The sequence below is a fragment of the Pseudomonas sp. AC211 genome (genome assembly GCF_979258055.1).
The window spans coordinates 5,238,591-5,264,642 of the sequence record NZ_OZ409830.1 but is presented as its reverse complement, the minus strand read 5'-3'; the positions used below and the strand labels follow the sequence as shown (position 1 = coordinate 5,264,642).

Genomic DNA, 26,052 nt, shown 5'->3' with positions numbered 1-26,052 from the left:
TGCAAACGAGCCCTTCGTGTCGAGCCTCCATGTCCCTAACCCCTGAACAACTCGCCCAAATTACTGCCCTCACGCTCCAGCACTACAACCAAAGCGCCGAAAGCTTTCGCGAAGGCACGCGCGACCACGATGTGAGCCAGAACATCGCCGCCTTGCTGCGACACATCGAGGCGCCCGCGCCGTTGCAGATTCTCGATTTCGGCTGCGGCCCGGGCCGTGATTTGAAGGTATTTCGCGACATGGGCCACCTCGCCGTCGGCCTCGACGGCTCGGCCAATTTCGTGGAAATGGCCCGCGCCGACAGCGGTTGCGAGGTGTGGCAGCAGGATTTTCTGGCGCTCGATTTGCCCGCCGAGCGCTTCGACGGCGTGTTCGCCAACGCGGTGCTGTTTCATGTGCCCGCTCAGGAATTGCCACGCGTGCTACGCCAGCTGCACGCCACGCTAAAGCCCGGCGGTGTGCTGTTCAGCTCCAACCCGCGTGGCGAGAATCAGGAAGGCTGGAACGGCCCGCGCTACGGCAGTTATCACGACCTTGGCGCCTGGCAGCAGCAGCTCACCACCGCCGGTTTCACCGAGCTGGAACACTACTACCGCCCCGCCGGCTTGCCGCGCGATCAACAGCCGTGGCTTGCCAGCGTCTGGCGTAAAAACTAACCCGTCACCCGCTGCACCAGCGCCTGCAGCTGGATCGCGCCGTCGTTGCCGGCGCGCGACAGCCATTGGCGCAGCTGCTGCTCAATAGCCGACAACGGTGCGTGCACGCCGGCCAGTTCCAGGTGCTCGGGCAGAATCTCCTCGCCGCTGCTAACCAGCAGGGCAAAGTGAATAACGTTCTCCAGCTCTCGGGTATTGCCCGGCCAGTGATGCCACTCCAGCACTTGCTGCGCGGCCGCGCTGATAAAAGGCATGGTCAGGCCTAGCCGTTGGCTGTAGATACCGAGGAAATATTCGGCCATCGGCAGGATGTCGCCAATCCGCTCGCGCAACGGCGGCAAGGCCAGGCGGCCCTCGTTCAGGTATTGGAACAGGCGCGGGTGGAACTTGCCGGCGTCGACAGCCTTACCCAGGTCGATGCTGGTGGCGGCGACCAACCGCACATCCACCGGGCTGGCGTGGTTTGCGCCCACGCGGGTGACTTCGCGGTTCTCCAGCGCGGCGAGCAATTTGTCTTGCAGGGCCAGCGGCAAGTCGCCGATTTCGTCCAGGTACAAGGTGCCGCCATTGGCCGAACCAAACCACCCCGCCCGGCTGCTGGCCGCGCCAGCAGCCGGGTAACCGCCAGCCGCGTAACCAAACAGCTCGGCCTCGGCGTGGTTCTGGCTCAGGCTGCTGCAGCTCAAAGCCACGAACAAACCGGCGCGGTCGCTCTCGCGGTGAATGTGCCGCGCCAGCAATTCCTTACCTGTGCCCATTTCGCCTTGAATCAGCACCGGCAACACGCTGGGCGCCAGCTGCGACACTTCTTCGCGCAGTTGCCGTGAGCGGGCGTCGATAAACACCAGCGCCTTGGCGCGAATGCTCAGCGGGCTTTTGTCGGCGTCGGGAAAGGTCAGCAACGGCTGGCCCGGTTGTGCGGTGCGGGACATAACGGAAACTCCAAACCAAGCCGGCTGGCGTTCAGCGGCTTGGGCAGTAAAAAAGACGGACGAGGCGAGCGATCAGGCGCTGCGGCGAGCGTGTTGTTCGATACGGTTTTGCAGGCGGTACAGGTAAGAAAAACCGCGCTCCCAACGCTGATGCCCCGACTTCACATTGATGTGCCCCACGCCGCTGAGAATCGCCGTTTCGGCGCCCCAGTCGCGGGCCAGTTCAATGGCGCGGGCGGCACTGGCGGCCTGGTCGTTGTCCGAGCCCACCAGTTGCGTCGGGAATGGCAGCAACTCACGGGGAATCGGCGCGAAGCCTTTCAACGGCTGCGGGCAGGCCGGGCGTTCCACATCAGCAGGCGCCACCAGTAAGGCGCCGCTGACCCGGCGCAGCAATTCCACTGGCGCGCTGGCTGCCCAGTGCGCCACGGTGATGCAGCCCAGGCTATGGGCGATGAGGATGACTGGGGTGGCGTGCGCAGCGATTGCGCGCTCCAGTTGCGCCACCCAGGCATCGCGGTCGGGGTTCAGCCAATCGGCCTGCTCCACGCGCTGACTGTTGGGCAGGCTGCGTTGCCAATGACTCTGCCAATGCTCGTCGCCCGAGCCTTGCCAGCCCGGAACAATCAAATAGCGGATCGGTTCGCTGCGCATGGAAAACGCCTCCTGCGAATGACGGTGTGGCGGCCAGTATAGGGAGCGGTTTTATATGCGTTAAGGAATAAGAAATTATTTGCTTATGCGATAAATGAAAATTCTATGCTGGCAGCATACTGGCCTGAACGCTGACTCAGGTCGCCTGTAAGCCTCTATTTCCTAGGGTTTAAGCGATTTCGTCTTGGTGCTTTGCGCGCGAGCGCGTCGCGCTGTAGAGATGGGCAGGACGAATAATTCAAAATGGTTATATAAAAATTCTTAAATAGTATTTTTAAGAATATCAGGCGTTCTCTACTATCCGCTCCACGCCCACTAGCCACGTTCAACCCAGGGCATTTTTTCCAGGAGCAGATTGATGAGCGCACCCCTTCGTAGCGTAGAGGGCCAGGACGAAGCCGGCATCCTCCGCGAAATTTCCGCCGCCCTGCAGGGCCTGCGTTTTGGTTCGGTCGAAATCACCGTGCACAACGGCCAAGTCGTCCAGATCGAGCGCAAGGAAAAATTCCGCCTTCAGCCGCCCGCTGCCGGCAAGCAAGCCTGATTGATCCACCCCACTGGACGACCGGAGGGCACGTTGATGAACACCCAGCCACACCCCCTGATTCGCTTTTTTGAAACACGCCGGCAGCGCCCACGCTGCCAGCCGCGAATGCGGCAGTTCTCATAAGAAACTCAGCCACAACACTTGAACAAAATTTGAAATCTTAGGAGTTACACCATGTCCATTCGCCGTTTCGCTTTGGCTGCTTTGACCAGCGCCCTGTTCGCCGGTACCGCCGTTGCCAAGGATTACGAACTGCTGAACGTTTCGTACGACCCCACCCGTGAGCTGTATCAGGAATACAACGCTGAGTTCATCAAGTTCTGGCAGCAGTCGCACGCCGACGACAAAGTCACCATCCAGCAATCTCACGGCGGCTCGGGCAAACAAGCCCGCGCGGTGATCGATGGTCTGCGTGCTGACGTGGTCACCCTGGCCCTGGCCGGCGACATCGACGAAGTGGCAAAACTGGGCAAAGGCCTGCCGGAAAACTGGCAAACCCGCCTGCCGCAATCGAGCACGCCTTACACCTCGACCATCGTGTTCCTGGTGCGCAAGGGCAACCCAAAAGGCATCAAAGATTGGGGCGACCTGATCAAGAAAGACGTCTCGGTTATTACCCCCAACCCGAAAACCTCCGGCGGCGCCCGCTGGAACTTCCTCGCCGCCTGGGCCTATGGCCTGAAAACCGGTGGCAGCGAAGCCAAGGCTAAAGACTACGTCGAGCAGTTGTTCAAGCACGTGCCGATTCTGGACACCGGCGCACGCGGCTCAACCATCACCTTCGTCAACAACGGTCAGGGCGACGTATTGCTGGCCTGGGAAAACGAAGCCTTCCTGGCGCTTAAAGAAGATGGCGGTGCCGACAAGTTCGACATCGTGGTGCCGTCGCTGTCGATTCTTGCCGAGCCGCCAGTGGCTGTGGTCGACAAAAACGCCGAGAAAAAGGGCACCACTGAAATCGCCACCGCGTACCTCAACCACCTGTACAGCCCGGCTGGCCAGGAAATCGCGGCGAAGAACTTCTACCGTCCTCGCGATGAAAAAGTGGCCGCCAAGTACGCCAATCAATTCCCCAAGCTGGACCTGGTCACTATCGACAAGGACTTCGGCGGCTGGAAAACTGCGCAACCGAAATTCTTTAACGATGGCGGCGTGTTCGACCAGATCTACCAAGCCCAGTAATCGTTAGCGGCTCTTTAATCCGAACGCTTGCGGGCAACACCTCGAGAAGACGCAAGCGTAGCGAGCGAAGGTAAAACAAGGCGGCCGGTTGGGGGAAAGGCGGAGTTGGCGGTAGCCAATGAGCAGTTCACCCACCCGGCCAACGCCGTATTACCGAGCGCAGTAGCTTTCACAAAGGACATTTATGTCGCGCAAGATATCCCCCGTCATACCCGGCTTCGGGCTGACCCTGGGTTACACGCTGGTGTACCTCAGTCTGATTGTGCTGATTCCCCTGGCGGCTATGTTTGTCCACGCCGCGCAACTGACCTGGGACCAGTTCTGGGCCATCATCACCGCCCCCCGCGTTATCGCCGCGCTCAAGCTCAGCTTTGGTACCGCGCTGTACGCCGCTTTGATCAACGGCGTGATCGGCACGCTGCTGGCCTGGGTGTTGGTGCGTTACACCTTTCCTGGGCGCAAGGTCATCGATGCCATGATCGACCTGCCTTTCGCCCTCCCCACCGCCGTTGCCGGTATCGCGCTCACGGCGCTTTACACGCCAACCGGTCTGGTCGGCCAGTTCGCCGCTGACCTGGGTTTTAAAATCGCCTACTCGCCACTGGGCATCACCCTGGCGCTGACCTTCGTGACGCTGCCGTTCGTGGTGCGCACGGTGCAGCCGGTGCTGGCTGATATTCCCCGGGAAATCGAAGAAGCCGCCGCCTGCCTCGGCGCCAAGCCGTTTCAGGTGTTCCGCTACATTCTCGCGCCCGCCCTGCTGCCCGCCTGGCTAACCGGCTTTGCCCTGGCGTTTGCCCGTGGCGTGGGTGAGTACGGTTCGGTGATTTTCATCGCCGGCAACATGCCGATGAAGACCGAGATTCTGCCGTTGCTGATCATGGTCAAGCTCGACCAATACGACTACCGCGGCGCCACCTCCATTGGCGTGTTGATGCTGGTGGTGTCTTTCATTTTGCTGCTGCTGATTAACCTGCTGCAGCGCCGCATCGAAAAACCATAAGGAGCGCGCCATGTCTTCATCAACGCTAAGCGCGGCCGCTTCCGCCAACGCCGCACGCCGGGGCAGCGTCAATGCCCGCCGCGTACTGATCGGCCTGTGCTGGCTGGTGTTCGTGCTGTTTCTGGTGCTGCCACTGTTCATCGTGGTGTCCCAGGGTTTGAAGAACGGCGTGGGCGCCTTCTTCACCGCCATCTTTGAGCCCGACGCCTTGTCGGCGCTAAAACTCACGCTGTTTGCCGTGCTGATTTCGGTGCCGCTCAACGTGGTTTTCGGCGTCAGCGCCGCCTGGTGCGTGAGCAAGTATTCGTTCAAGGGCAAAAGCATTCTCGTCACGTTGATCGACCTGCCGTTCTCGGTATCGCCGGTTATTGCCGGCCTGGTCTACGTGTTGATGTTTGGCGCCCAAGGCCTGCTCGGGCCATGGCTGCAAGCTCACGACATTCAAATTGTCTTCGCCCTGCCGGGCATTGTGCTGGCGACCATTTTCGTCACCGTGCCGTTCGTGGCCCGCGAGCTGATTCCGCTGATGCAGGAGCAAGGCACGCAGGAAGAAGAAGCCGCCCGCCTGCTCGGCGCCAACGGCTGGCAGATGTTCTGGCACGTGACCGTGCCGAACATTAAATGGGGCCTGATTTATGGCGTGGTGCTGTGTACCGCGCGCGCCATGGGCGAGTTCGGTGCGGTGTCGGTGGTGTCCGGCCATATTCGCGGCGTCACCAACACCCTGCCGCTGCACGGTTGAAATTCTCTACAACGAATACAACCACGTCGCTGCCTTTGCTGTGGCCAGCTTGTTGCTGATCCTGGCGCTGTTCATCCTTCTGCTCAAGCAGTGGAGCGAGTCCCGTATCAACCGCCTTAAAGCCAAAGCGGACGAGGAATAAGTCATGAGTATCGAAGTCCGTAACGTCAGTAAGAACTTCAACGCCTTCAAGGCGCTCGACGCAATCAATCTGGACATCCAGAGCGGCGAGCTGGTGGCCCTGCTCGGCCCGTCCGGCTGCGGCAAAACCACCCTGCTGCGCATTATTGCCGGCCTGGAAACGCCGGATAACGGCAGCATCGTGTTCCACGGTGAAGACGTGTCCGGCCACGACGTGCGCGATCGCAACGTCGGGTTCGTGTTCCAGCACTACGCGCTGTTCCGCCACATGACCGTGTTCGACAACGTGGCCTTCGGCCTGCGCATGAAGCCCAAGGGCGAGCGCCCGAGCGAAACCCGCATCGCTGAAAAAGTGCATGAATTGCTGAACATGGTGCAGCTCGACTGGCTGGCCGACCGCTACCCGGAGCAACTCTCTGGTGGCCAGCGCCAGCGTATCGCCCTGGCCCGCGCCCTGGCGGTGGAGCCGAAAGTGTTGCTGCTCGACGAACCCTTCGGCGCCCTCGACGCCAAGGTGCGTAAAGAACTGCGCCGCTGGCTGGCGCGCCTGCACGAAGACATCAACCTGACCTCGGTATTCGTGACCCACGACCAGGAAGAAGCCATGGAAGTGGCCGACCGCATTGTGGTGATGAACAAGGGCGTGATCGAACAGATCGGCTCGCCAGGCGAGGTGTACGAAAACCCGGCCAGCGACTTCGTCTACCACTTCCTCGGCGACTCCAACCGCCTGCGCGTAGACGGTGACAACCACGTGCTGTTCCGCCCGCACGAAATCTCCCTGTCGCGCCAGGAAATCGAAGACCACCACGCCGCCGAAGTCCGCGACATACGCCCACTGGGCGCGACGACGCGGGTGACCTTGAAAGTGTCCGGGCAGGACGAACTGATCGAAGCCGAAGTGGTGAAAGACCATGACAGCCTGACCGGGTTGGCCAAGGGCGAGACGTTGTTCTTCAAGCCGAAGGTGTGGCAGAAGCAGCTGTAAAAGCACGATCAAAAGCTCGAGGCTGAAGCCTCTCCTACAAACGCTCCGCGATTCTGTGGGAGAGGCTTCAGCCTCGAGCTTTTGCCCTACCGCTCATGACTCTCATGCCTAAATGCCGCAAACCGATTAAAAAACCGGTGCAGCGCAAACACGGCGAGCAGCGTGACGAACACCGCCATACACACCGAACTCAAGCGATACGCCAGGCTGAACATCATGTCCTGGTGCGGTGTGAGGTATTGGCCGAACACAATCGCAATGGTAGTCAGCGCACCAAACCCCACGCCTTGCGCCCCTTCACGCACATGAATGCGCGCGCAGTAAAACGTGGCAATCCAGTACAGCAATGTCACCAGCGGCAGCACGTTGTAGTGGTCGTACAGCACCAGCTGCAAGGTCATGCCTACCGCACAACCGAGCAGCGTGCCCAACGCGCGGATGCGCCCAGCGAAGCGGATGCCGTGCCAGTGCATGGGGAACAGCACCAGAATCGAGGCGATTTGCGCCGACAGCGAATCGCGCAAATCCGCGCTCTGAAACAGCATGAACGACAGCGTGGCGATGCTCGCGCCAAGCAGCGCTTCGTGGCGCTGGCTGGGCAGGTCTTTGTTCACCGACGGCTTGGCCGGACGCGGTTCGGCATCGGGGAACAGAAAGAACATCAGCCAGGCGATCAGCACGGTTTGCACCGCCGCCACCAGGTTGCTGGCGAGCAGATCGTACAGGTGCGTGTCCGGGTAGCTGGCGAAGTGCAGCAGCATCGATAAAAACACGCAGCCCAACGCGCCGAACATAAATAACGGACCCTGTGCCATCAGCCGGAAACGCCAAAAGAACGAGGCGAATACCAGCGGTACAATCAGCAGCGGACGGTCGCCGAACAGGCCGTAAATCAGCAGCACTTCCAGACACGCCACCACCGCCTGGGCCAGGAATTGGCGGATCACATGGGCGTTGATGACCGGCGTCAGTCCCAACAGCAACATCGGGTACACGGCGAAAAACGAGCCGTTGTCCCAGTCCATCAATTTGCTGATCAGCAGCCCCAGCGTGCCGCCGCTGGCGAGCCGCAGGCATTGGCGCAGGCCGTTGTCGGTAAGGGCGGGCAGGTTCATGGCCGCCTCAGTAGATGTAGTGCAATAGGCTGATCAGGCGGATCTGCGCCCGGCCGAAAAAAGCCGCCAGCGGCGCGTCATGCGGATACAGCTGCACCGTGGCCTTGGCCCCGCTGGGCAAGGCTTGCGGCAAAGGTTGCGCCAAGGCCACATGCAGGCGCTGACGCTGAGCATCGCGCACCCAACGATCGGAAATGGCCGGCGCGGCGAGGTCGCCATTGGCTTCCAGTTGGCCTTCCTTCACCCCGGCATCGACGGCGCTGACAGTGCCGGCAAATACCTGGCCGGGCAGGCCGTCGAACACGACGGATGCCGCGTCTTGCAGGTGCACATAGCGCAGGGATTTCTCGCGGAAGTCGGCGCTGATGTCCGCCTGGTCTGCCACCAGCGCGGCCACCGCACTGCCCGCTGCCACATACGCGCCCGGCGACAACTGCAAGTTGCTCAACGTACCGCTGCGCTCGGCGCGCACTTCGCTGTAGGCCAGTTGCAACTTCGCCTGTTCCAGCGCGTTGTGCGCCAGGCGCAGCGCCAGGTTGCCGCTGCCGGCTTCGCCGCGCTCCACCGTCAGCTCGCGAATACGTGCCGCCGCCGCGCTGACCTTCGCTAGCGCGGCCGACGTCTGCGAAGTGGTTTGTTCGTACAGTTGCCGCGACACATGCTGCGTGGCCAGCAACTTGCCCAGCCGCGCGCCTTCACGCTGCAACTCGCTGGCCGTGGCTTGCGCTGCCTGATGGTCGGCCCGCGCGGCGGCGAGTGCGGCGTCTAGTTGCGCGTTGTTTTGCTCAGCCTGCTCCTGCGCCAACTCGGCCGCGTGCACCGCCAGGCGGAACGGCTCGGGGTCGAGGCGAAACAACAACTGCCCGGCTTGCACATGGGCGTTGTTGCCTACGGCGATATCCAACACTTGCCCGCTCACGCGCGGCGCAATGCGTAAAACCGGGCGCGTCAGTTGCGCCTGCGGCGTTATCGGCATCCATAAATCGGCGGCCAAAAAAATAGCCAAACAACACCACGAAAGCCGCAATAGCGACCCGCACGCGACGAGCAAAACGCTGCTCAGCAGTCATGCACACCCCTGAAAAATAGAAAAACGGTAACGAACGCCATCGGCGAAGCCGAAGCGATGACAGCTCACGCGTCCAAGTATATTTTGCCGCTCAGAGCAGATAATCAGCGTGTTTGGTAGAGCAGCCTTACCCATCGCGCAATAATGACCGCGCCAACCGCTTACCGGAGAACCGTCGATGGACACCTTTCAAAGCATGCGTGTGTTCGCCCGTGTCATCGACACCGGCAGCTTTACCGCCGCCGCGCAGGCGCTGGGGCTTTCCACGGCGCAGGTGTCGCGTCTGGTGTCGGAGCTGGAGCAGCAACTGCACGCGCGGCTGCTGCACCGCACCACGCGGCGCCTGGCCCTGACCGAAACCGGCGAGCGCTACCTGCAACGCTGCCGGCAAATTCTCAGCGAAGTGGACGAGGCCGCCGCCGAAGCGCGCGGCGCGCACCTGATTCCCAGCGGTCGGCTGCGGGTGCACACCATGACCGGCCTGGGCTTGCAGCACCTCACTCAGTTGGTGGCGATTTATGCCGAGCGCTACCCGCAGGTGGTGGTCGACCTGACGCTGTCGCAGCGCAACCCCGACCCCATCGAAGACGGCCACGACGTCATCATCGCCTTTGCCCGTGAGCTGCCCGACTCACAACTGGTGGCGCAAAACCTCGGCGCGATGTACAGCGTGCTCTGCGCCGCGCCCGCCTACCTGGCCAAACACGGCACCCCGCGCAGCCCGGCCGAACTGCGCGAGCACCGCTACTTGCGATTGCTCGATCCGCTGTACGTCGATAACTGGGTACTCGATGGGGGCGAAGACGGCGACGGCAGCTATGAAGTGCTGCCCACCGAGGCCTTCCAAGTGAACATCGCCGAGTCGCTGGCTAAAGCCGCGCAGGCCGGCATGGGCTTTTGCCTGCTGCCCTCCTTCGTCGCCTGTCCTTCACTGCGCGACGGCAGCCTGGTTCGCCTGCTGCCGCAATATCGGCTGCGCGAGCGCAACATCTATGCGCTGTACCCGTCGCGGCGGTTCCTCGATGCCAAGATCAAAACCTGGGTGGAATTTCTGAAGGAACAATTGCCGCCGCTGTTCGCTCAAGACGAGGCCATTCTTGATGATCCGGCCCATTGGGCGCCGTAACACTGTTGCGCTTTAGGTAACAGCGCATAACCAAATTCGGCATTTTTCCCGCCCAAGCGCCTCGCTAGACTGGCCACGTTTTCTCCGATGAGCCCGTTTTGAGGATCACACCATGACACGTACCTTATTGCTTACTGCCATTTTCGCCACCAACTCGCTGTTTTTCTCGCAACTCACCCTGGCTGAAGAGTCGCCGGCCTTTGTTGCGCGTAATGCGGCAATCCAAGAAAAGGCGCAAGGCGCCACTGACCAAGCCGTCGCTGCCCAAAAGGCCGCCGATAAGGCCGCCCAGGACAGCTGAAAGTCCGGGCGCCGTACGTCGCGCCCCACCCGTTCTCCTGACGTTGATGGCGGTAGCTCCTCAGTCAACGTCTCTTCCCCGCCGCTCCGCCATCGGTTGAGCGGTTTTTTTTCGTCTGCGCAAAGCGCGCTCGCCTTGCTCCAAGGCCGGTCAGCCGTGGGCTGCGCTGGCGCAGTAGCACTTAAGTGCGGCGAACGTGCGAATGGATGACCGATACCGGCGCAAATCACTCTTTGGGGCTAATTTCCTTAGCGTTGCAGTGCAGTACGCTACGCGCGGGGAAATTAAGTCCGCACTGCTCAAAAAAATAATAAGGAGCACCTCGGTATGCGCAGTACGTCCATGCTTCACGTCTGGCTCGCCTGCCTGTTGGCCGCACTGGCCAGCCTCCCGGCAGCGGCCGCTACACCACAGCAACACATGCAGGTTCAGGCCTGCCGCGCGGTTGGCAGCCTGTTGCTGTACCGCGGCGAAGGCTATCAGGCCAGCTACAGCGAACGGGTCGACAGCGACCTCGCCGCCCTGGCCGCCGCCGTTCAAAGCAGCCCGCAGGCCAGCGCCGAGCTACGCAGCGCTCAACAGAACCTTGTTACCCAAATCAAACGCGGTGTTTCTTTCGGCCCCAACGAGGAAGACGTGCCATGGGGCTACCAGAAAGAACTGAGCAAAGCCCTACGTGATTTCCTCATCAGCGCCCACGGTCTGACGCCAGCCACGCCCGAGGAGGACTTGCCGGTAAAGCTCGAGTACCTGTCGGTGCAGTACCTGTTCCGCTCGTACGTCGGCAGCTTCGAGCTGGCGCGCGAACACGCCGACCAGTACATCGGTCAGGACGAGCGCCTGCTAGTGCCGGAAATTGATCAGCAGATGAACGCACTGGCCGAGCAGGACGCAGCGGTGAAGAAGAAGCTCGACACGCGCTGGAGCTACTTGCGCGTGGCGTTGGCGGACATGAACAGCGGCGTTACGGCGATGACCAGCCTTTCCGGCCGGCCCTTCGCGCCGACCATCGTCGACCGCCATGCACGGGCCATGAGCGATCAGTTGATGGCCGCGAAGTAGCCTAGGCCAGACGCCTTATACCAAGGCGTTTTTGCCGCGAATGTGCGTCGGGCCGGCACGCTCTTCAATGGCCTGGCGCAGATCGTCGCGAACGCCGACCAGAAACAGCAGCTCGGCGACCACAAACAGCGGGCCGATAATCAGACCGGACAAGTCATCGACAAACGCCGGCTTGCGGCCCTCGTAGTAGTGGCCAACGAACTGAATGATCCATCCCACCACAAACAGGCCCACGCCGGCGCTCAGCCACACGAGCGTACTTTCCGCCGCCAGGTTGGCACCGCCCCACAGGCTCAGCCCAAGCAAGGCGCTCATCAGCAACCCCAGACGCATTTCCAGGCGCAGGTAGAACAAGGCCGACGCCAGCGCGCACAGCGTGGCGGGCGACAGCCACAGTCCAAAGGCGCTGAAACCGGGGCGCGAAAGCAAGGCGGTGACGGCAAAGGCGATCATCGGCACGCCAATGAAGTGGGTGAAGATATTGCGCCGGTCGCGGTGGTAGGCGGCGTATTGGGAGAGATGGTCTGTCAGGGTTTTCATTTTATGTCCTCGGAGGCTGCCTCTATTCGGGCTGGATGAATCATGCAGGTTGGGTAAGCTGCAACTCTGTCAGGTACCTGACAAACCTTAGGCCGCACCCGGACCAGCCATGAATGACGTTTCGCCTTACCTGCCCCTGTTGCGCACCGGCCAGTGGTTCAGCCACCTGCCGCAATCGCTACAAGACGAACTGCTAAACCAGGCTCAAGTGCGCCGCCTGCAAAGTGGCGAACGGTTGTTTCACCGTGGTGATCAGCCATGCGGCTTGTATGCGGTTGTGGAAGGCGCCATGCGTGTGGGGGCGGTGAGCGTTAACGGCAAGGAGGCGCTGCTGACGCTGGTTGAGCCGCCCTACTGGTTCGGCGAAATCTCCCTGTTCGACGGCCAGCCCCGCACCCACGACGCCTTTGCCGAGGGGCCCACCGTGTTGCTGCACGTGGCGCAAGGTGCACTGAACGCGATGCTGCAACGCCAGCCCGCCTATTGGCGCGATTTCGCCTTGTTGATGAGCCAGAAACTGCGTTTGGCGTTTATCGCCCTGGAGCAGATCAGCCTGCTACCCGCCGCGCCACGCCTGGCCCAGCGGCTGTTGATGATTGCCGACAACTACGGCGAGGGCGACACGCGGCGGGTGCTGCATTTGGCCCAGGAACAGCTGGCGCTGATGCTGGCGATTTCTCGGCAGACGACTAACCAGATACTCAAGGAACTGCAGGCGCAGGGGATAGTGCGGCTGACGTATGGGGAGATTGAGATTGTGGATGTAGAGCGGTTGCGAGGGGTGGCGGAGGGGGAGGTGTGATGGGGGGTTTTGTGGGGTTGCGTGGGAGGCTCGCTGGGCTGCGATTTGTGTTTCATCCGAGATACTGGATTCCCGCCTGCGCGGGAATGACGGTATTTTTTCTCCAAACCTCCGTCATCCCCGCGTTGGCGGTGGCCGGCGATTCGCCAGCCAGGGTTTGTGGGTGGCGCTGGGAGGTTGATGGGCTGATTTGTGTTTCATCCGAGATACTGGATCCCGAATCGTCGGACCGCCGCGTTCGCGAGGATGACGGTGGTCTTCAAACAAACCTCCGTCATCCCCGCGAAGGCGGGGATCCAGAATGTTGGATCAGACGAAGAATTGTGACCAACCCGCGCCCTCATCACCCCTGCGGCCGATACCCCAACCGCAACCCGCCCCAGTGCCGTCCTTGCACCGTAATCGGCACCGACAAATCGTGCATCAACTCCCCGGTATCGCGGCTGTAAGTTTGCAAGAGCAGCGCCTGCTCATGGCTGCCGCAGCGGATGCCAGTGGGGTCGTTGAACAGCCGTTTGCTGCGACTTTTCACGGTGTCCACAGCGCGGTCGCCGGTGGGGGCGTGGTTGAAGGCGCGGTTGTGGGTGGGCACGTAGCCGTCCGGGGTGCTGGCGATGGCGAAGACCAGGCCTTCGTGGCGCGAGAGCAGCGGCTCCTGAATGGCGGGCAGCACCTGGTCGGCATAGGCGTCGAAGCGTGTGCGGTATTTGGCCGGAAAGCTATTGGCGATGGGCTGATAGCTGCGGTCGAACAAGTCGCCGAGGCTGACACGCCCCGCCTGAATATCAGCTTCAAACTGCGCACCGATGGCGGCAGCGCCTTCGCGGGCGAGGTCGTAGATGCGTTGGTGGTAGTCATCCAGGCCCACCTCGGCCAGTTGCTCGCTCACCGTTTCCGCCTGGCCGACCAAGCGCTGCGCGGCCTGGGCCAGCTCGCGGGTTTGCGTTTCGCTGCCATGAACGTCATCGCGCAGTTGTTCCAGCGCGCTGAACAGTGCCGATAGTTGTTGGTGGTTGCTCTCGGTGCCGCTGTTGATGGCGTCGACCTGGTTTTGCACCTCGCTGGCCAATTCAGTAATGCCCAGCAAGTGCTCGCCGCTGGCTTCAACCTGCGCGGCGGCGCCGTCGAGTTCGCTGGCTTGCTGCTGAATGTGGCTGACCACGGCGCTGCTTTGCTGACGAATGTCGGTGACGATTTGCGCGACTTCCTCGGTGGCCTCGGCGGTGCGCCCGGCGAGCTTGCGCACCTCGTCCGCGACCACGGCAAAGCCACGGCCCTGGTCGCCTGCGCGGGCGGCCTCGATGGCGGCGTTGAGGGCCAGCAGGTTGGTCTGGCTGGCGATGGATTGAATGACTTGCGTAACTTGCTGGATCTGCTCGGTGCGGCTGCTCAGACCATCCATCAGCGTGCGGCTGTCGGCCGCCTGCACACTGAGTTGCTGCATGCGCGCGATGGCCTGCTGCAAGGCTTGCTGGCCGTCAGCACTGCGCTGGCGAACCGCTTGCGCGGCGCTGAGGGTGTGTTCGGCGCGTTGCGCGCTGGCCTGCTCAGTGTCGGTCATGGCCTGGGCGCCGACGCTCATTTGTTCAACGGCGTGCAGTTGCGACTGGAGTTTGTCGGCCATCTGTTGCACGCCGAACGCCACCTGCGCCGCCGACAGCGCGTTATTGCAGGTGCTGCGCGAGAGTTTCTGGCTGAGTTCGCTGAATGCCTGCGGCGCTTGTGCCGGGCCGCTGTCGTCGAGCGCCGGGGTCTCCCATGGGCCGAGCCATGGCCACAGCGCCAGCAGCAAATACGCGGGAATGCTCAGGTACAGCGGCAGCTGGGTTTGTTGGTAAACCACCATCAGCACGGCCAGCCCGGCAGCGTGCAGCAGGCAGACCCACGGGCGGCGAGAGTAAGCGGGGCGCATCGGCAAACCTCTTGTTCTTATGGTGCTGGCAACGCAATAGTCGCGTATTCGAGCATGTCATCGGCCGAGCTGCCAGTAGGCTTTAGCACGGGGTGGCTCACGGCTTGGCCAATAACTCGTCGCGGTATTGACTCGGCGCCTGGCCGGTCCAGCGTTTGAAGGCGCGGCTGAAGCTGCTGCTGTCGGCAAAGCCCAGCAGATAAGCGATTTCGCTGATGGAGCAATGCGGGTCGCGCATGTGTTGCAGGGCCAGGTTCTGCCGGGTTTCGCTGAGCAACTGCTCATAGCTGCAACCTTCGTCGGCCAGGTGGCGCTGCAAGCTGCGCAGGCTCAGGTGCAGGCTGCTGGCGATGCGCTCGGCCGACGGCTCGCCGTTGGGCAACTGGCTTTCCAGGCAGGCACAAACACGGCGCCGCCACGTCACGGGCTGAAGCTGCTCGAGGGTGCGCTTGAGCACGGTTTCGTTGTGCTCGGCCAGCTCTTCGTTGCCGTCTTCGAGGGTGTTGTCGAACGGCTGCCGGGGAAATTGCAGAAAGTCCTGGGCAGCGCCGAAGTGGATCGGCGCACGCAACGCTTCCTGCCACGGCGTCGGGTCTGCGGGCGTTGCCCGGCGAAGGTGCACGGCCAGTGGCGCGAAGTCGCGACCCAGGCGGTTGCGGCAAGTACGCACGTAAATGGCGATAAACGCATCAATCGCCTCGGGCGCCGGCGCCGGGCCGCCGAGGGGCACTTTCAGGTAGAACTCGTAGCGATCGGGCAGGGTTTTCAGTTCCAGGCTGAGGGCATCACTGACCACTTGGTGATAGCGCACGATGCGCTCGAACACCTCGCGCAAACTGCCGCTGGCAATCAACGCATAACCCAGCGCGTGAAAGCTGGTGGGGCTGACGTATTGCGAGGTTTTCAGGCCCAGCGCCGGGTCGCCACTGGCCTCGACGGCCAGGCGCCACAAGCGCGTGGTGGCCGACAGCGGATAGCGTGCATTGGGGTGTTCCATCAAGGCGGGATCAAGGCCGGCGTCCAGGCACAGCTGCGCGCTATCCAGGCCCAGGGCGTCGAGCTGCTTGCGCAGTGCCCGGGTCCAGCTGGCGAGGGTGGTGGGTTCAGCAGTCATGCAGATTGGCGCATCCGGTCAACAGGTTGGCGTTCGAGGTCAGGCCGGCGGGCGCCCGGCCCGGCACAGTAGCCTCACGTTAATTAGAGGATGTAAGCATGTCCCACTCTCCTGCAAGCCCCGTGAACCAGAATGCGCAACAACGCGCTGCGCACATTCGCGAAGTGGTGATGGCCCACGGCGTCGAGCTGCGCCAGCGCTTCCCGATTCTTAAGCACCAGGACGCCCTCGGCGCCGGCATTCTCGCCTTCGCCCTGGCCGGCATGATCGGCAGCGCCGCGCTGTATATCGAAGGCTACATGGCCTGGTGGGCGTGCTTGCTGCTCAACGCGTTCTTCGCCTCGCTGACCCACGAGCTGGAACATGACCTGATCCACTCCATGTACTTTCGCAAACAACGCGTGCCGCACAACGTGATGATGGCTCTGGTGTGGCTGGCTCGCCCAAGCACCATCAACCCGTGGGTGCGCCGCCATCTGCACCTCAATCACCACAAAGTGTCGGGCACTGAAACCGACATGGAAGAACGCGCCATCACCAACGGCGAGCCATGGGGCATCGCACGGTTGCTGATGGTGGGCGACAACATGATGTCCTCGTTCATTCGCTTCCTGCGCGCCAAAACCTGGAGCCACAAGTGGATGATCGTCAGCCGCACCCTGAAGGTGTACGCGCCACTGGGCCTGCTGAACTGGGGCACCTGGTACGTGTTTCTGGGCTTTCACCTCAGCACCTTCGTCGCCACCCTGCTGGGCTCGCCGATTGAGTGGTCGGCCACCACGCTGGACGTGATGAACATCGTCAATATCGCGGTCGTCGTGCTGGTTGGCCCCAACGTGCTGCGCACCTTTTGCCTGCACTTTGTCAGCTCGAACATGCACTACTACGGCGACATCGAGCCGGGCAATGTGATCCAGCAATGCCAGGTGCTGAACCCGTGGTGGATGTGGCCGCTGCAAGCGTTCTGCTTCAACTTCGGCAGCAGCCATGCGATCCACCACTTTGTGGTGAAAGAGCCCTTCTATATCCGTCAGCTCACCGTGCCGTTTGCGCACAAAGTGATGCGCGAAGCGGGTGTGCGCTTCAATGACTTCGGCACGTTTGCCCGGGCCAATCGCTGGACCCGCACCACCGAAAGCAAACCGGCAACGCAGCAAACGCAAACCGCCTGATCGGTTTTGCCACCGTCATGCAGCGGCGCTTCGGCGCCGCTTTTTTTCGTCTATCGCAACAGGCCCGACCACGACCATGAATGTACTTATCGTCCACGCCCATCCCGAGCCGCAATCGTTCTGCACCGCCATGAAAGACCTGGCCGTCAGCACCTTGGAAGCCGCCGGCCACACGGTTCAGGTGTCCGACCTGTACGCAATGAACTGGAACCCGGTGGCCAGCGCTGCCGACTTCCAGGCGCGCAGCAATCCGGACTACCTGGTGTACGCCCTGGAGCAGCGCCACGCCCACGGTCAGAACGCACTCGCCGAAGACATCGCCGCCGAGCTTGAAAAGCTGCTGGCCGCCGACTTGGTGATTTTCAATTTCCCGATTTTCTGGTGCTCGGTGCCGGCCATTCTCAAAGGCTGGATCGACCGCGTACTGGTGTCGGGCGTGTGCTACGGCGGCCTGCGCTTCTATGACAAAGGCGGCCTGAGCGGCAAGAAAGCCCTGCTCAGTTTCACCATCGGCGCGCAGCCGCACATGTTTGCCGATGAGCAGGCGATTCACGGCGAACTGAACCTGATGCTGCGCCACTTGCAACGCGGCACGCTGGCCTACGCCGGTTTTAGCGTGCTGCCGCCGTTCGCGGCGTATCACGTGCCGTATATCGACGCCGACGCCCGCACGGCGATGCTGGCGGACTACCGCGAGCGCCTGCTCGGGCTTGAAAACGCGCAGCCGCTGGTGTTCCCAAAAATGGCCGAGTTTGATCGGCAGCTAAAGCCGCTGGCTTAACCGCAGGCAAAAAAAAGACCCGCCGAAGCGGGTCTCAACACTGCCGAGCTGGTGAGCCCTAGGCGAGTTCGTCGAAGCACTCGGCAACAATGGCCAGGCCTTTGTCGAGCTGTGCATCAGGAATGGTGACCGGCATCAGGAAACGGATGACGTTGTAGTAGGTGCCGCAGGACAGCAGGATCAGGCCTTTTTCACGGGCGCGTGCCACGATCTTGCCAACCAGCTCAGCCGCCGGCTTGTGGGTGTCGCCGCCTTCAAACAGCTCGATGGCGATCATCGAACCCAGACCACGAACGTCACCGATCACCTTGTGCTTGGCCTGGATGTCGCGCAGACCGGCCTTCAGGCGTTCGCCCAAAGCTTGCGAGCGTTCCAGCAGCTTCTCTTCATCAAACACTTTCAGCACGGCCAGCGCGGCCGCACAGGCGATTGGGCTACCGGCATAGGTGCCGCCCAGGCCGCCCGGTGCGATGGCGTCCATGATTTCGGCTTTACCGCTAACGCCGGAAATCGGGAAACCGCCGCCGACGGATTTGGCGAAGGTGGTCAGGTCTGGAATCACGCCCAGTTGTTCAGTGGCGAAGAAGGTGCCGGTACGGCCAGCGCCGGTTTGCACTTCGTCAGCGATGAGCAGAATGCCGTGCTGGTCGCACAGGGCGCGCAGGCGCTGCATAAAGGCTTTGGAGTTGGTGTAGAAACCACCTTCGCCCTGCACCGGCTCAATGATGATGGCGGCGATGTCGGACGGCTGCGCGTCGTTCTTGAAGATGCGCTCAATGCTGGCGATGGACTCGTCTTCGCTCACACCGTGCAGCTCGCAGGGCGACTGAGCGCGGTACACGCCGGCAGGCATCAGGCCCATGCCCGCGGAGTACGGCACCACTTTGCCGGTGAGGCTCAGGGTCATCATGGTGCGGCCGTGGTAGGCGCCGGTGAAGGCGATTACGCCAGCGCGGCCAGTGGCAGCACGGGCGATTTTCACGGCGTTTTCGACGGCTTCGGAACCGGACGTCACCAGCAGGGTTTTCTTCGCGAAGTCGCCTGGAACGCGCTTGGCGATTTCTTCACACAGCTCTACGTAAGGTTCGTAAGCCAGTACCTGGAAGCAAGTGTGCGACAACTTGGTCAGTTGCTCTTGCACCGCTGCGACCACTTTCGGGTGCAGGTGGCCGGTGTTGAGCACGGCGATACCGCCGGCGAAGTCAATGAACTCACGGCCTTCAACGTCCCACACGGTGGCGTTTTCGGCGCGCTCAGCGAAAATCGGGTGAATCTGGCCCACACCGCGCGGTACGGCGGCCATGCGGCGTTGCATCAGGGATTCGTTAGTCTTGCTCATGTTTCGGTCCTCATTCGCCGCTTCATCGGGCGGCGCAGTGGGATAAACGCAATCGGGGAAAGGCACGGCAGCATACGATGATCGACTGCCACGCCCTGCCGGTTGCTCAGGTTCTTTAGTGCGGTGCTGCTGCCCGGGCGGGCCGGCTCGTTGGTTCCGCCCTGGGGTACTTCAATAACGTCTTAATGCTTTTGCTCTTTGTGCTCTTCGGCTTAACGCCGGTCGAGAGCTTCGGGGCTAAGGCCAGACAAGGCGAAATGCTGGCGAAGAGCGCAGCGTACATTCGTACGTGAGCATCTGAGGCAGCATTTCAACGCCGTATGGCCGACGACCCGGAGGTCGATTAGTTACACACCGAGGCAGAGATACTTGATCTCCAAATAGTCTTCGATGCCGTATTTCGAACCTTCACGGCCAAGACCCGAGGCCTTGATGCCGCCGAATGGCGCCACTTCGTTGGAGATCAGACCGGTGTTGATGCCGACCATGCCGTATTCCAGCGCTTCAGCCACACGGAACACACGGCCCAAGTCGCGAGCGTAGAAGTACGACGCCAGACCGAATTCGGTGTCGTTCGCCTGCGCGATCACATCGGCTTCGTCTTTAAAGCGGAACAGCGGCGCCAGCGGGCCAAAGGTTTCTTCCTTGGCGACTGCAGCGGTTTTCGGCACGTCTACCAGAATAGTCGGCTCGAAGAAGCTGCCACCCAGGCTGTGAGCCTTGCCGCCGGACACCACTTTGGCGCCTTTGCTGATGGCGTCAGCGATGTGCTCTTGCACTTTGGCGACCGCTTTGTCGTCGATCAGCGGGCCAGTGGTGGTGCCGTCTTCCAGACCGTTGCCGATTTTCAGCTTGGCCACAGCCACTTTCAGTTTTTCCACGAACGCGTCGTACACGCTGTCTTGAATGTACAGACGGTTGGCGCAGACGCAGGTCTGGCCGTTGTTGCGGTATTTGGAAATGATCGCGCCGTCGACGGCGGCATCCAGATCAGCGTCGTCGAAAACAATGAACGGCGCGTTGCCGCCCAGCTCCAGCGAGACTTTCTTGATGTCGTGGGCGCATTCGGCCATGAGCTGACGACCAATTTCAGTCGAGCCGGTGAACGACAGTTTGCGCACGATTGGGTTGCTGGTCAGCTCGCTGCCGATGTCGCCGGCGCTGCCGGTAACCACGCTGAACACGCCTTTCGGAATGCCGGCACGCTGCGCCAATTCGGCCAACGCCAGAGCGGAGTACGGCGTTTGGCTGGCGGGCTTGAGCACCATGGTGCAGCCAGCGGCCAGGGCCGGACCGGCTTTACGGGTGATCATCGCGGCCGGGAAGTTCCACGGCGTGATGGCCGCAGTAACGCCAATTGGCTGCTTGAGCACGATCAGGCGTTTGTCCGGCTGGTGGCCTGGAATGACGTCGCCATACACGCGTTTGGCTTCTTCAGCGAACCACTCAATAAAGGAAGCGGCGTAGGCGATTTCGCCTTTGGCTTCGGCCAATGGCTTGCCTTGCTCGAGGGTCATCAGGCGGCCGAGGTCGTCCTGGTTCTCGATCATCAACTCAAACCAGCGACGCAGCTTGTTGGAGCGCTCTTTGGCGGTCAGTGCACGCCAGGCCGGCAGCGCTTTGTCGGCAGCCTCGATGGCGCGACGGGTTTCAGCCGCGCCCATCTTCGGCACGGTGCCGAGAATTTCATTGTTGGCCGGGTTGTTGACCTTGATGGTCTGGCCGCTGTCCGCGTCTACCCACGCGCCGTCGATAAAGGCTTGCTGGCGAAACAATTGAGCGTCTTTGAGTTGCATAGCCGTCTCCTTTAGCCCACCAGCAGAGCGGCGGGCAAAATTGTTGTGAAGCCGCCGCAGCGAGTGTGCGCTGCGGCGAGAAATAGTGGATGACACGTGGAATGGATTGAGCGCTGATGACGGGCTTTTGGAACAGCTGCAGATCGCTTGGTTCGGTCTGCGGCCATGAGCGTCGAGGGCGTTTGAAATCTCAAACGAATCCTAGGGTCGTCACTGCCAAAGGGCAATAGGCTGTTCGAAAAAATATACGAAAACACGCAAAAGGTGGTCGTTTTCTGAGCAAGAAGGTGTAGGGATTAGTACTTTCGTTTGATATCGCGAACAAAACACCTCGGCATGGACGCCTGCGAGCGACATGCGTATCATGGCGCCCGCGCTGCACCAGTAGCTCAGCTGGATAGAGTACTGCCCTCCGAAGGCAGGGGTCGTGGGTTCGAATCCCGCCTGGTGCACCATATAAATGAAAAGCCCCACGTTCGCGCGTGGGGCTTTTTGCGTTTCTAGCGCTGGAGAATCAGAGGCCGAGCGCTCAGCGACAAATCAGCAGAAAACAAAAAGCCCCGCATGTGCGGGGCTTTTTGAGCAAGGGCCGGATCAATTACTTGATCTTGGCTTCCTTGTAGATCACGTGCTGGCGAACAACTGGATCGAATTTTTTGATTTCGATTTTGTCCGGGGTAGTACGTTTGTTCTTGTCGGTGGTGTAGAAGTGGCCAGTACCGGCGCTCGACACCAAACGGATCAATTCACGCATGATTTAGCTCCTTAAACCTTTTCGCCGCGGCTGCGGATTTCGGCCAGCACGACATCAATGCCACGCTTGTCGATGATACGCATGCCTTTGGCAGTGACGCGCAGACGCACGAAACGCTTCTCCGATTCAACCCAGAAGCGGTGATGCTGCAGGTTTGGCAGGAAACGGCGACGGGTTTTGTTGTTTGCGTGGGAAATGTTATTCCCGGTTACCGGACCCTTACCGGTAACTTGACAGACTCTCGACATACATCAGCCCTCTAAAACCACATGCCCAACCCGGCATGGGTTGGCCGCTTAAACTCAAAGTCATTTGGCGCTCTGCGCCGCGTTTCTTCAGGGTCTTACCGGCCACACCTACAAGCGAAGGAACCGGGCCCCTAGAAAAGAGCGCTGCTTTATACCAGAAAGCCCCCAGAGCAACAAGGATAACTACCGTTTGCTGGCCAAATGGGGGCGAGCATTCTACCTGCAACCGCTTCAACAAGCGCCATCGGCGGCTCAACCACTCGTCAGGCGAGATCGATTGTTCTGCCGCGCCCCATGGTCTAGGGTAGACCGCTCGCGTTATTCCCGGCCCTGCGGATGGGCCGCCGACTCGCCGCTTACTGCTGGCGATGCATTCAAGGAGTCTGCCGATGCGCCGTGCCGCCCTGTCGCTGTTCGTAATTCCACTGTTCAGTTCGGCCCTGCAAGCCGCCACGTTGAGTGTGTGCACCGAAGCCAGTCCTGAGGGTTTCGATGTGGTTCAGTACAACACCCTGACCACTACCAACGCCTCGGCGGACGTATTAATGAACCGTCTGGTCGAATTCGACGCCGCCACCGGCAAGCTGGTACCGAGCCTGGCAGAAAGCTGGACCGTGTCGGACGACGGCCTTACCTACGATTTCACCCTTCGCCAAGGCGTGAAGTTCCACCGCACCGACTACTTCACGCCGACCCGCGACTTTAATGCCGACGACGCCCTGTTCAGCTTCCAGCGCATGCTCGACCCCAACACCCCTTGGCACAAAGTGGCGCAAAGCGGTTTTCCCCACGCGCAGTCGATGCAACTGCCGGCTCTTATAAAGAAGGTTGAGGCGCCTTCACCCCAACACCTGCGCTTTACCCTTAACCACCCGGAAGCCACTTTCCTCGCCACGCTGAGCATGGGCTTCGCTTCTATCTATTCCGCCGAGTACACCGGGCAACTCCTAAAGGCCGGCACGCCGGAAAAACTTAACGCCCAGCCAATTGGCACCGGCCCGTTTGTCTTCAAGCGCTTTCAGAAAGATGCCGTGGTGCGTTACGCGGCCAATCCGGACTACTTCGCCGGTAAGCCAAAGGTTGATGCGCTGGTGTACGCCATCACTCCGGACGCCAATGTGCGGCTGCAAAAGCTGCGGCGCGGCGAGTGCCAAATAGCGTTGTCGCCCAAACCGCTGGATGTCAGCGCTGCCAGCAAAGATGCAGCGCTGAACGTGGTGTCGACGCCGGCCTTCATGACCGCCTTCGTCGCCTTTAATAGTCAGCACCCGCCGTTGGATAAACCGGAGGTGCGCCAGGCTATCAACCTGGCCTTCGACAAAGCCAACTACCTCAAGGCCGTTTTCGAAGACAGCGCCATCGCAGCCAACGGCCCGTTCCCACCAAACACCTGGAGCTACGCCAAAGCGTTACCCGGCTACGCCCATGATCCGCAGCAAGCCAAAACCTTGCTGGAAAAGGCCGGGCTGAAAGACGGATTCGAGACGACGATCTGGACCCGCCCAACCGGCAGCCTCCTCAACCCCAACCCCAGCCTCGGTGCGCAGCTATTGCAGGCGGACCTGGCGAAAGTCGGCATTCGCGCGCAAATCCGCGTAATCGAGTGGGGCGAGTTGGTGCGCCGCGCCAAAGCCGGCGAGCACGACCTTCTCTTTATGGGCTGGGCAGGCGACAACGGCGATCCGGATAATTTCCTGACCCCGCAGTTCTCCTGCGCCGCCGTGCAATCGGGCACCAACTTCGCCCGTTACTGCGACAAAGCGTTGGACCAGGCGATCAGCGACGGCAAAAGCACCAGCGATACAGACAAGCGCATCGCGCTCTATCAGCAGGCGCAAACACAGATCCAGCAGCAAGCCTTGTGGTTGCCGCTGGCTCATCCCACGGCAACGGCTTTAACGCGAAAAGACGTACGGGGATATCAGGTCAGCCCATTCGGCCGCCAGGACTTCTCACGCATTTCCCTCGCGCCGTAATGCATGAAAAAGGCGTAGCGGGCCATTCCCTACGCCTTGCCTTTCCCGCGCATCTGCCTACATAAGTCCCCATTCCGCCATCGATAACGGCGAGCCCTCGCCGATGATGAAATGGTCGAGCACTCGCACATCAATCAGCGCTAAAGCCGCTTTCAATTGCGATGTCAGCACCCGATCCGCCTGGCTGGCTTCGGCGACGCCGGAGGGATGGTTGTGACACAAAATCACCGCTGCGGCGTTATGAGCCAGCGCGCGTTTCACCACCTGGCGCGGGTAAATGGTGGCGCCATCAATGGTGCCCTGGAACAATGCCTCGAAGGCCAGCACGCGGTGTTTGGAATCCAGAAACAGGCAGCCAAACACTTCGTGCGCTTCGTGGCGAAGCTGCGCGATCAGGTATTCACGCACGGCGGCCGGGCTTTCCAACACCGATTCATGGGTCAGGTGCTCGGCCAGATGACGGCGTGACATCTCCAGCACCGCCTGCAATTGCGCGTACTTGGCGGGGCCCAATCCCAAGTGGGAACTGAAGCTGCTCTGGTCTGCTTCGAGCAAAGCGCGCAGGCCGCCAAACTCATCGAGGAGCAAACGCGCCAGGTCGACAGCGCTTCTTCCGGCGACCCCGGTTCGTAGGAAAATGGCCAGCAATTGCGCGTCGGTAAGACTGCTCGTGCCATGCTCCAATAACCGCTCACGCGGGCGTTCTTCTGCTGGCCAATTGCGAATACTCATACAACCCTCCTTGTCGAATGTAGCCCGCTGTTCCACTGCGGGCGCTGTGCTATCTTAGCCCCACTTTTTTGCGCGGCGGGCGGCCTGGGGAGGCCGCCCGTGGCGAAGTCCACTTCATATAAGGCAGGCCTATGCAGCGGCTGTACCGGAAACGCATCGTCCTTGGCGTGGGTGGCGGCATTGCCGCTTATAAAAGTGCCGAACTGGTTCGCCGCCTGCGCGACCAAGGTGCGGAAGTCCGTGTGGTGATGACCCAGGGCGGTCGCGAATTCATCACGCCGCTCACCCTGCAAGCCCTTTCCGGTCACCCCGTCCATATGGATCTGCTCGACCCCGCCGCCGAAGCCGCGATGGGTCACATTGAGTTGGCCAAATGGGCCGACCTTATTCTGATCGCACCCGCCACCGCCGACCTCATGGCGCGCCTGGCCCAAGGCATCGCCAACGACCTGCTCACCACCTTGGTGTTGGCCACCGACGCCCCCGTGGCCTTGGCGCCAGCAATGAACCAGGCCATGTGGCGTGATGACGCCACCCAAGCCAACAGCCAAGTGCTCATCGAGCGCGGCCTGCATATGTTTGGCCCGGCTTCCGGCAGCCAGGCCTGTGGCGACGTGGGCCTGGGCCGCATGCTCGAGCCCGACGACCTGGCCCAACTTGCCGCCGACTGCTTCAAGCGCGAAGCCCTGACCGGCCGCCATGTATTGATCACCGCCGGCCCGACTCAGGAAAACATCGACCCGGTGCGCTACATCACCAACCACAGCTCCGGGAAAATGGGCTTTGCCCTGGCCGAAGCAGCGGTGGAAGCCGGCGCCAAGGTCACGCTTGTCACCGGCCCGGTGCATTTGCCCACGCCTGATCGCGTCAACCGCATCGACGTGGTCAGCGCCCGCGACATGCTAGCCGCCTGCGAAGCCGCCATGCCCTGCGACCTGCTAATCGCCGCCGCTGCGGTCGCCGATTACCGCCCCGAGGTGGTCGCCCAGCACAAGCTGAAAAAAGACCCGTCGACCGGCGAAGGCATGCTCCTGCAAATGGTGCGTAACCCGGATATTCTCGCCACCCTCGCGCAGCGCGACGATCGGCCGTTCAGCGTCGGCTTCGCTGCTGAAACTGAAAAGTTGCTCGACTATGCTGCTCGCAAACTGAAAGACAAAAACCTCGACCTGATCGTTGCCAACGATGTGGCCAACCCCAGCATCGGCTTCAACAGTGAAGAGAACGCGATCACCATCATTGACCGCGACTTGCAGCAAAGCAGTTTGGCGCAAACCAGCAAGGGCAAGATCGCCCGGCAACTGATCGCTTTTATCGCCGACCGCCTGAACCGGGCCTGACGCTTGTCTACCACCTGTTAAGAGCACC

General features: G+C 61.3%; 24 protein-coding genes, 1 tRNA gene and 2 pseudogenes. 15 read left to right on the top strand and 12 right to left on the bottom strand.

Annotated elements, in window-relative coordinates:
* The first annotated feature begins 29 nt into the window (after positions 1 to 29).
* On the top strand, positions 30 to 656 hold the full coding sequence (locus ACZZZP_RS24545; protein ID WP_463384440.1) for a class I SAM-dependent methyltransferase: 627 nt from the start codon (positions 30 to 32) through the stop codon (positions 654 to 656).
* Here ACZZZP_RS24545 and ACZZZP_RS24540 read toward each other — a convergent pair.
* Both ACZZZP_RS24540 and ACZZZP_RS24535 read right to left on the bottom strand, forming a co-directional pair.
* The gene (locus ACZZZP_RS24540) at positions 653 to 1,588 is read right to left on the bottom strand and encodes a sigma 54-interacting transcriptional regulator (protein ID WP_463384439.1); all 936 of its coding nucleotides are present in this window, start codon (positions 1,586 to 1,588) and stop codon (positions 653 to 655) included. The genes ACZZZP_RS24545 and ACZZZP_RS24540 overlap by 4 nt on opposite strands.
* Before the next feature lie 72 nt (positions 1,589 to 1,660).
* A complete protein-coding gene (locus tag ACZZZP_RS24535; RefSeq protein WP_463384438.1) occupies positions 1,661 to 2,242 on the bottom strand; it encodes an alpha/beta hydrolase in 582 nt (193 codons plus the stop codon).
* Between the two features lie 358 nt (positions 2,243 to 2,600).
* On the opposite strand from ACZZZP_RS24535, the gene oscA reads away from it, so the two are divergent.
* From oscA to ACZZZP_RS24510, 5 genes and pseudogenes are all read left to right on the top strand, one after another.
* Entirely contained in the window at positions 2,601 to 2,786 is a 186-nt protein-coding gene (gene oscA / locus ACZZZP_RS24530) for a sulfur starvation response protein OscA (protein ID WP_108095379.1), read from the top strand.
* Positions 2,787 to 2,963: 177 nt separating this feature from the next.
* The gene (locus ACZZZP_RS24525) at positions 2,964 to 3,971 is read left to right on the top strand and encodes a sulfate ABC transporter substrate-binding protein (RefSeq protein WP_122492429.1); all 1,008 of its coding nucleotides are present in this window, start codon (positions 2,964 to 2,966) and stop codon (positions 3,969 to 3,971) included.
* Between the two features lie 184 nt (positions 3,972 to 4,155).
* Positions 4,156 to 4,974 (top strand): sulfate ABC transporter permease subunit CysT, encoded by an 819-nt coding sequence (gene cysT / locus ACZZZP_RS24520; protein ID WP_122492428.1) that lies wholly within the window; start codon positions 4,156 to 4,158, stop codon positions 4,972 to 4,974.
* Between the two features lie 10 nt (positions 4,975 to 4,984).
* Positions 4,985 to 5,858 (top strand): annotated as a pseudogene (gene cysW / locus ACZZZP_RS24515) (sulfate ABC transporter permease subunit CysW).
* A gap of 3 nt (positions 5,859 to 5,861) precedes the next feature.
* The gene (locus tag ACZZZP_RS24510; RefSeq protein WP_122492426.1) at positions 5,862 to 6,845 is read left to right on the top strand and encodes a sulfate ABC transporter ATP-binding protein; all 984 of its coding nucleotides are present in this window, start codon (positions 5,862 to 5,864) and stop codon (positions 6,843 to 6,845) included.
* Between the two features lie 86 nt (positions 6,846 to 6,931).
* Here the strand turns inward: ACZZZP_RS24510 and ACZZZP_RS24505 are convergent, their stop codons facing one another.
* Together ACZZZP_RS24505 and ACZZZP_RS24500 are read right to left on the bottom strand one after the other, a co-directional pair.
* Positions 6,932 to 7,960, bottom strand: a complete 1,029-nt coding sequence (locus ACZZZP_RS24505) for a DUF2955 domain-containing protein (protein WP_463384436.1) — start codon at positions 7,958 to 7,960, stop codon at positions 6,932 to 6,934.
* Between the two features lie 7 nt (positions 7,961 to 7,967).
* A pseudogene (locus tag ACZZZP_RS24500) lies at positions 7,968 to 9,030 on the bottom strand (HlyD family secretion protein).
* 177 nt (positions 9,031 to 9,207) lie between these two features.
* On the opposite strand from ACZZZP_RS24500, the gene ACZZZP_RS24495 reads away from it, so the two are divergent.
* The 3 genes from ACZZZP_RS24495 (at position 9,208) to ACZZZP_RS24485 (ending at position 11,518) form a co-directional block, all read left to right on the top strand.
* On the top strand, positions 9,208 to 10,155 hold the full coding sequence (locus ACZZZP_RS24495; RefSeq protein ID WP_122492423.1) for a LysR family transcriptional regulator: 948 nt from the start codon (positions 9,208 to 9,210) through the stop codon (positions 10,153 to 10,155).
* A gap of 112 nt (positions 10,156 to 10,267) precedes the next feature.
* On the top strand, positions 10,268 to 10,456 hold the full coding sequence (locus tag ACZZZP_RS24490; protein WP_122492422.1) for a hypothetical protein: 189 nt from the start codon (positions 10,268 to 10,270) through the stop codon (positions 10,454 to 10,456).
* A 327-nt stretch (positions 10,457 to 10,783) separates the two neighbouring features.
* The gene (locus ACZZZP_RS24485) at positions 10,784 to 11,518 is read left to right on the top strand and encodes a hypothetical protein (RefSeq protein ID WP_122492421.1); all 735 of its coding nucleotides are present in this window, start codon (positions 10,784 to 10,786) and stop codon (positions 11,516 to 11,518) included.
* 15 nt (positions 11,519 to 11,533) lie between these two features.
* Here the strand turns inward: ACZZZP_RS24485 and ACZZZP_RS24480 are convergent, their stop codons facing one another.
* Positions 11,534 to 12,058, bottom strand: coding sequence for an Mpo1 family 2-hydroxy fatty acid dioxygenase (locus ACZZZP_RS24480; RefSeq protein ID WP_463384435.1), 525 nt, complete (start codon positions 12,056 to 12,058; stop codon positions 11,534 to 11,536).
* A 109-nt stretch (positions 12,059 to 12,167) separates the two neighbouring features.
* On the opposite strand from ACZZZP_RS24480, the gene ACZZZP_RS24475 reads away from it, so the two are divergent.
* The gene (locus ACZZZP_RS24475; RefSeq protein ID WP_463384434.1) at positions 12,168 to 12,860 is read left to right on the top strand and encodes a Crp/Fnr family transcriptional regulator; all 693 of its coding nucleotides are present in this window, start codon (positions 12,168 to 12,170) and stop codon (positions 12,858 to 12,860) included.
* 343 nt (positions 12,861 to 13,203) lie between these two features.
* Here the strand turns inward: ACZZZP_RS24475 and ACZZZP_RS24470 are convergent, their stop codons facing one another.
* Entirely contained in the window at positions 13,204 to 14,421 is a 1,218-nt protein-coding gene (locus tag ACZZZP_RS24470; protein WP_463384780.1) for a methyl-accepting chemotaxis protein, read from the bottom strand.
* A gap of 448 nt (positions 14,422 to 14,869) precedes the next feature.
* Positions 14,870 to 15,886, bottom strand: a complete 1,017-nt coding sequence (locus tag ACZZZP_RS24465) for an AraC family transcriptional regulator (RefSeq protein WP_463384433.1) — start codon at positions 15,884 to 15,886, stop codon at positions 14,870 to 14,872.
* Between the two features lie 98 nt (positions 15,887 to 15,984).
* Between ACZZZP_RS24465 and ACZZZP_RS24460 the strand changes: the two genes are divergently transcribed.
* Both ACZZZP_RS24460 and ACZZZP_RS24455 read left to right on the top strand, forming a co-directional pair.
* Positions 15,985 to 17,058: a fatty acid desaturase gene (locus ACZZZP_RS24460; RefSeq protein WP_463384432.1), complete on the top strand. Its 1,074-nt coding sequence runs from the start codon at positions 15,985 to 15,987 to the stop codon at positions 17,056 to 17,058.
* Between the two features lie 76 nt (positions 17,059 to 17,134).
* Positions 17,135 to 17,839: an NAD(P)H-dependent oxidoreductase gene (locus ACZZZP_RS24455; RefSeq protein WP_122492415.1), complete on the top strand. Its 705-nt coding sequence runs from the start codon at positions 17,135 to 17,137 to the stop codon at positions 17,837 to 17,839.
* Positions 17,840 to 17,897: 58 nt separating this feature from the next.
* Here ACZZZP_RS24455 and gabT read toward each other — a convergent pair whose 3' ends face one another.
* Together gabT and gabD are read right to left on the bottom strand one after the other, a co-directional pair.
* The gene (gabT, locus tag ACZZZP_RS24450) at positions 17,898 to 19,178 is read right to left on the bottom strand and encodes a 4-aminobutyrate--2-oxoglutarate transaminase (RefSeq protein ID WP_463384431.1); all 1,281 of its coding nucleotides are present in this window, start codon (positions 19,176 to 19,178) and stop codon (positions 17,898 to 17,900) included.
* A 347-nt stretch (positions 19,179 to 19,525) separates the two neighbouring features.
* Positions 19,526 to 20,974, bottom strand: a complete 1,449-nt coding sequence (gene gabD / locus ACZZZP_RS24445) for an NADP-dependent succinate-semialdehyde dehydrogenase (RefSeq protein ID WP_122492412.1) — start codon at positions 20,972 to 20,974, stop codon at positions 19,526 to 19,528.
* Positions 20,975 to 21,352: 378 nt separating this feature from the next.
* On the opposite strand from gabD, the gene ACZZZP_RS24440 reads away from it, so the two are divergent.
* Positions 21,353 to 21,429 (top strand) — tRNA-Arg (locus ACZZZP_RS24440).
* Between the two features lie 143 nt (positions 21,430 to 21,572).
* Here ACZZZP_RS24440 and rpmG read toward each other — a convergent pair.
* Positions 21,573 to 21,728 (bottom strand): 50S ribosomal protein L33, encoded by a 156-nt coding sequence (rpmG, locus tag ACZZZP_RS24435; protein WP_108095062.1) that lies wholly within the window; start codon positions 21,726 to 21,728, stop codon positions 21,573 to 21,575.
* A gap of 11 nt (positions 21,729 to 21,739) precedes the next feature.
* On the bottom strand, positions 21,740 to 21,976 hold the full coding sequence (rpmB, locus tag ACZZZP_RS24430; protein WP_084303647.1) for a 50S ribosomal protein L28: 237 nt from the start codon (positions 21,974 to 21,976) through the stop codon (positions 21,740 to 21,742).
* Between the two features lie 389 nt (positions 21,977 to 22,365).
* Between rpmB and ACZZZP_RS24425 the strand changes: the two genes are divergently transcribed.
* Entirely contained in the window at positions 22,366 to 23,952 is a 1,587-nt protein-coding gene (locus ACZZZP_RS24425; protein WP_463384430.1) for an ABC transporter substrate-binding protein, read from the top strand.
* 57 nt (positions 23,953 to 24,009) lie between these two features.
* Here the strand turns inward: ACZZZP_RS24425 and radC are convergent, their stop codons facing one another.
* A complete protein-coding gene (gene radC / locus ACZZZP_RS24420; protein ID WP_463384429.1) occupies positions 24,010 to 24,684 on the bottom strand; it encodes a RadC family protein in 675 nt (224 codons plus the stop codon).
* A 131-nt stretch (positions 24,685 to 24,815) separates the two neighbouring features.
* Between radC and coaBC the strand changes: the two genes are divergently transcribed.
* Positions 24,816 to 26,024 (top strand): bifunctional phosphopantothenoylcysteine decarboxylase/phosphopantothenate--cysteine ligase CoaBC, encoded by a 1,209-nt coding sequence (gene coaBC, locus ACZZZP_RS24415; RefSeq protein WP_463384428.1) that lies wholly within the window; start codon positions 24,816 to 24,818, stop codon positions 26,022 to 26,024.
* Positions 26,025 to 26,052: the final 28 nt, after the last annotated feature.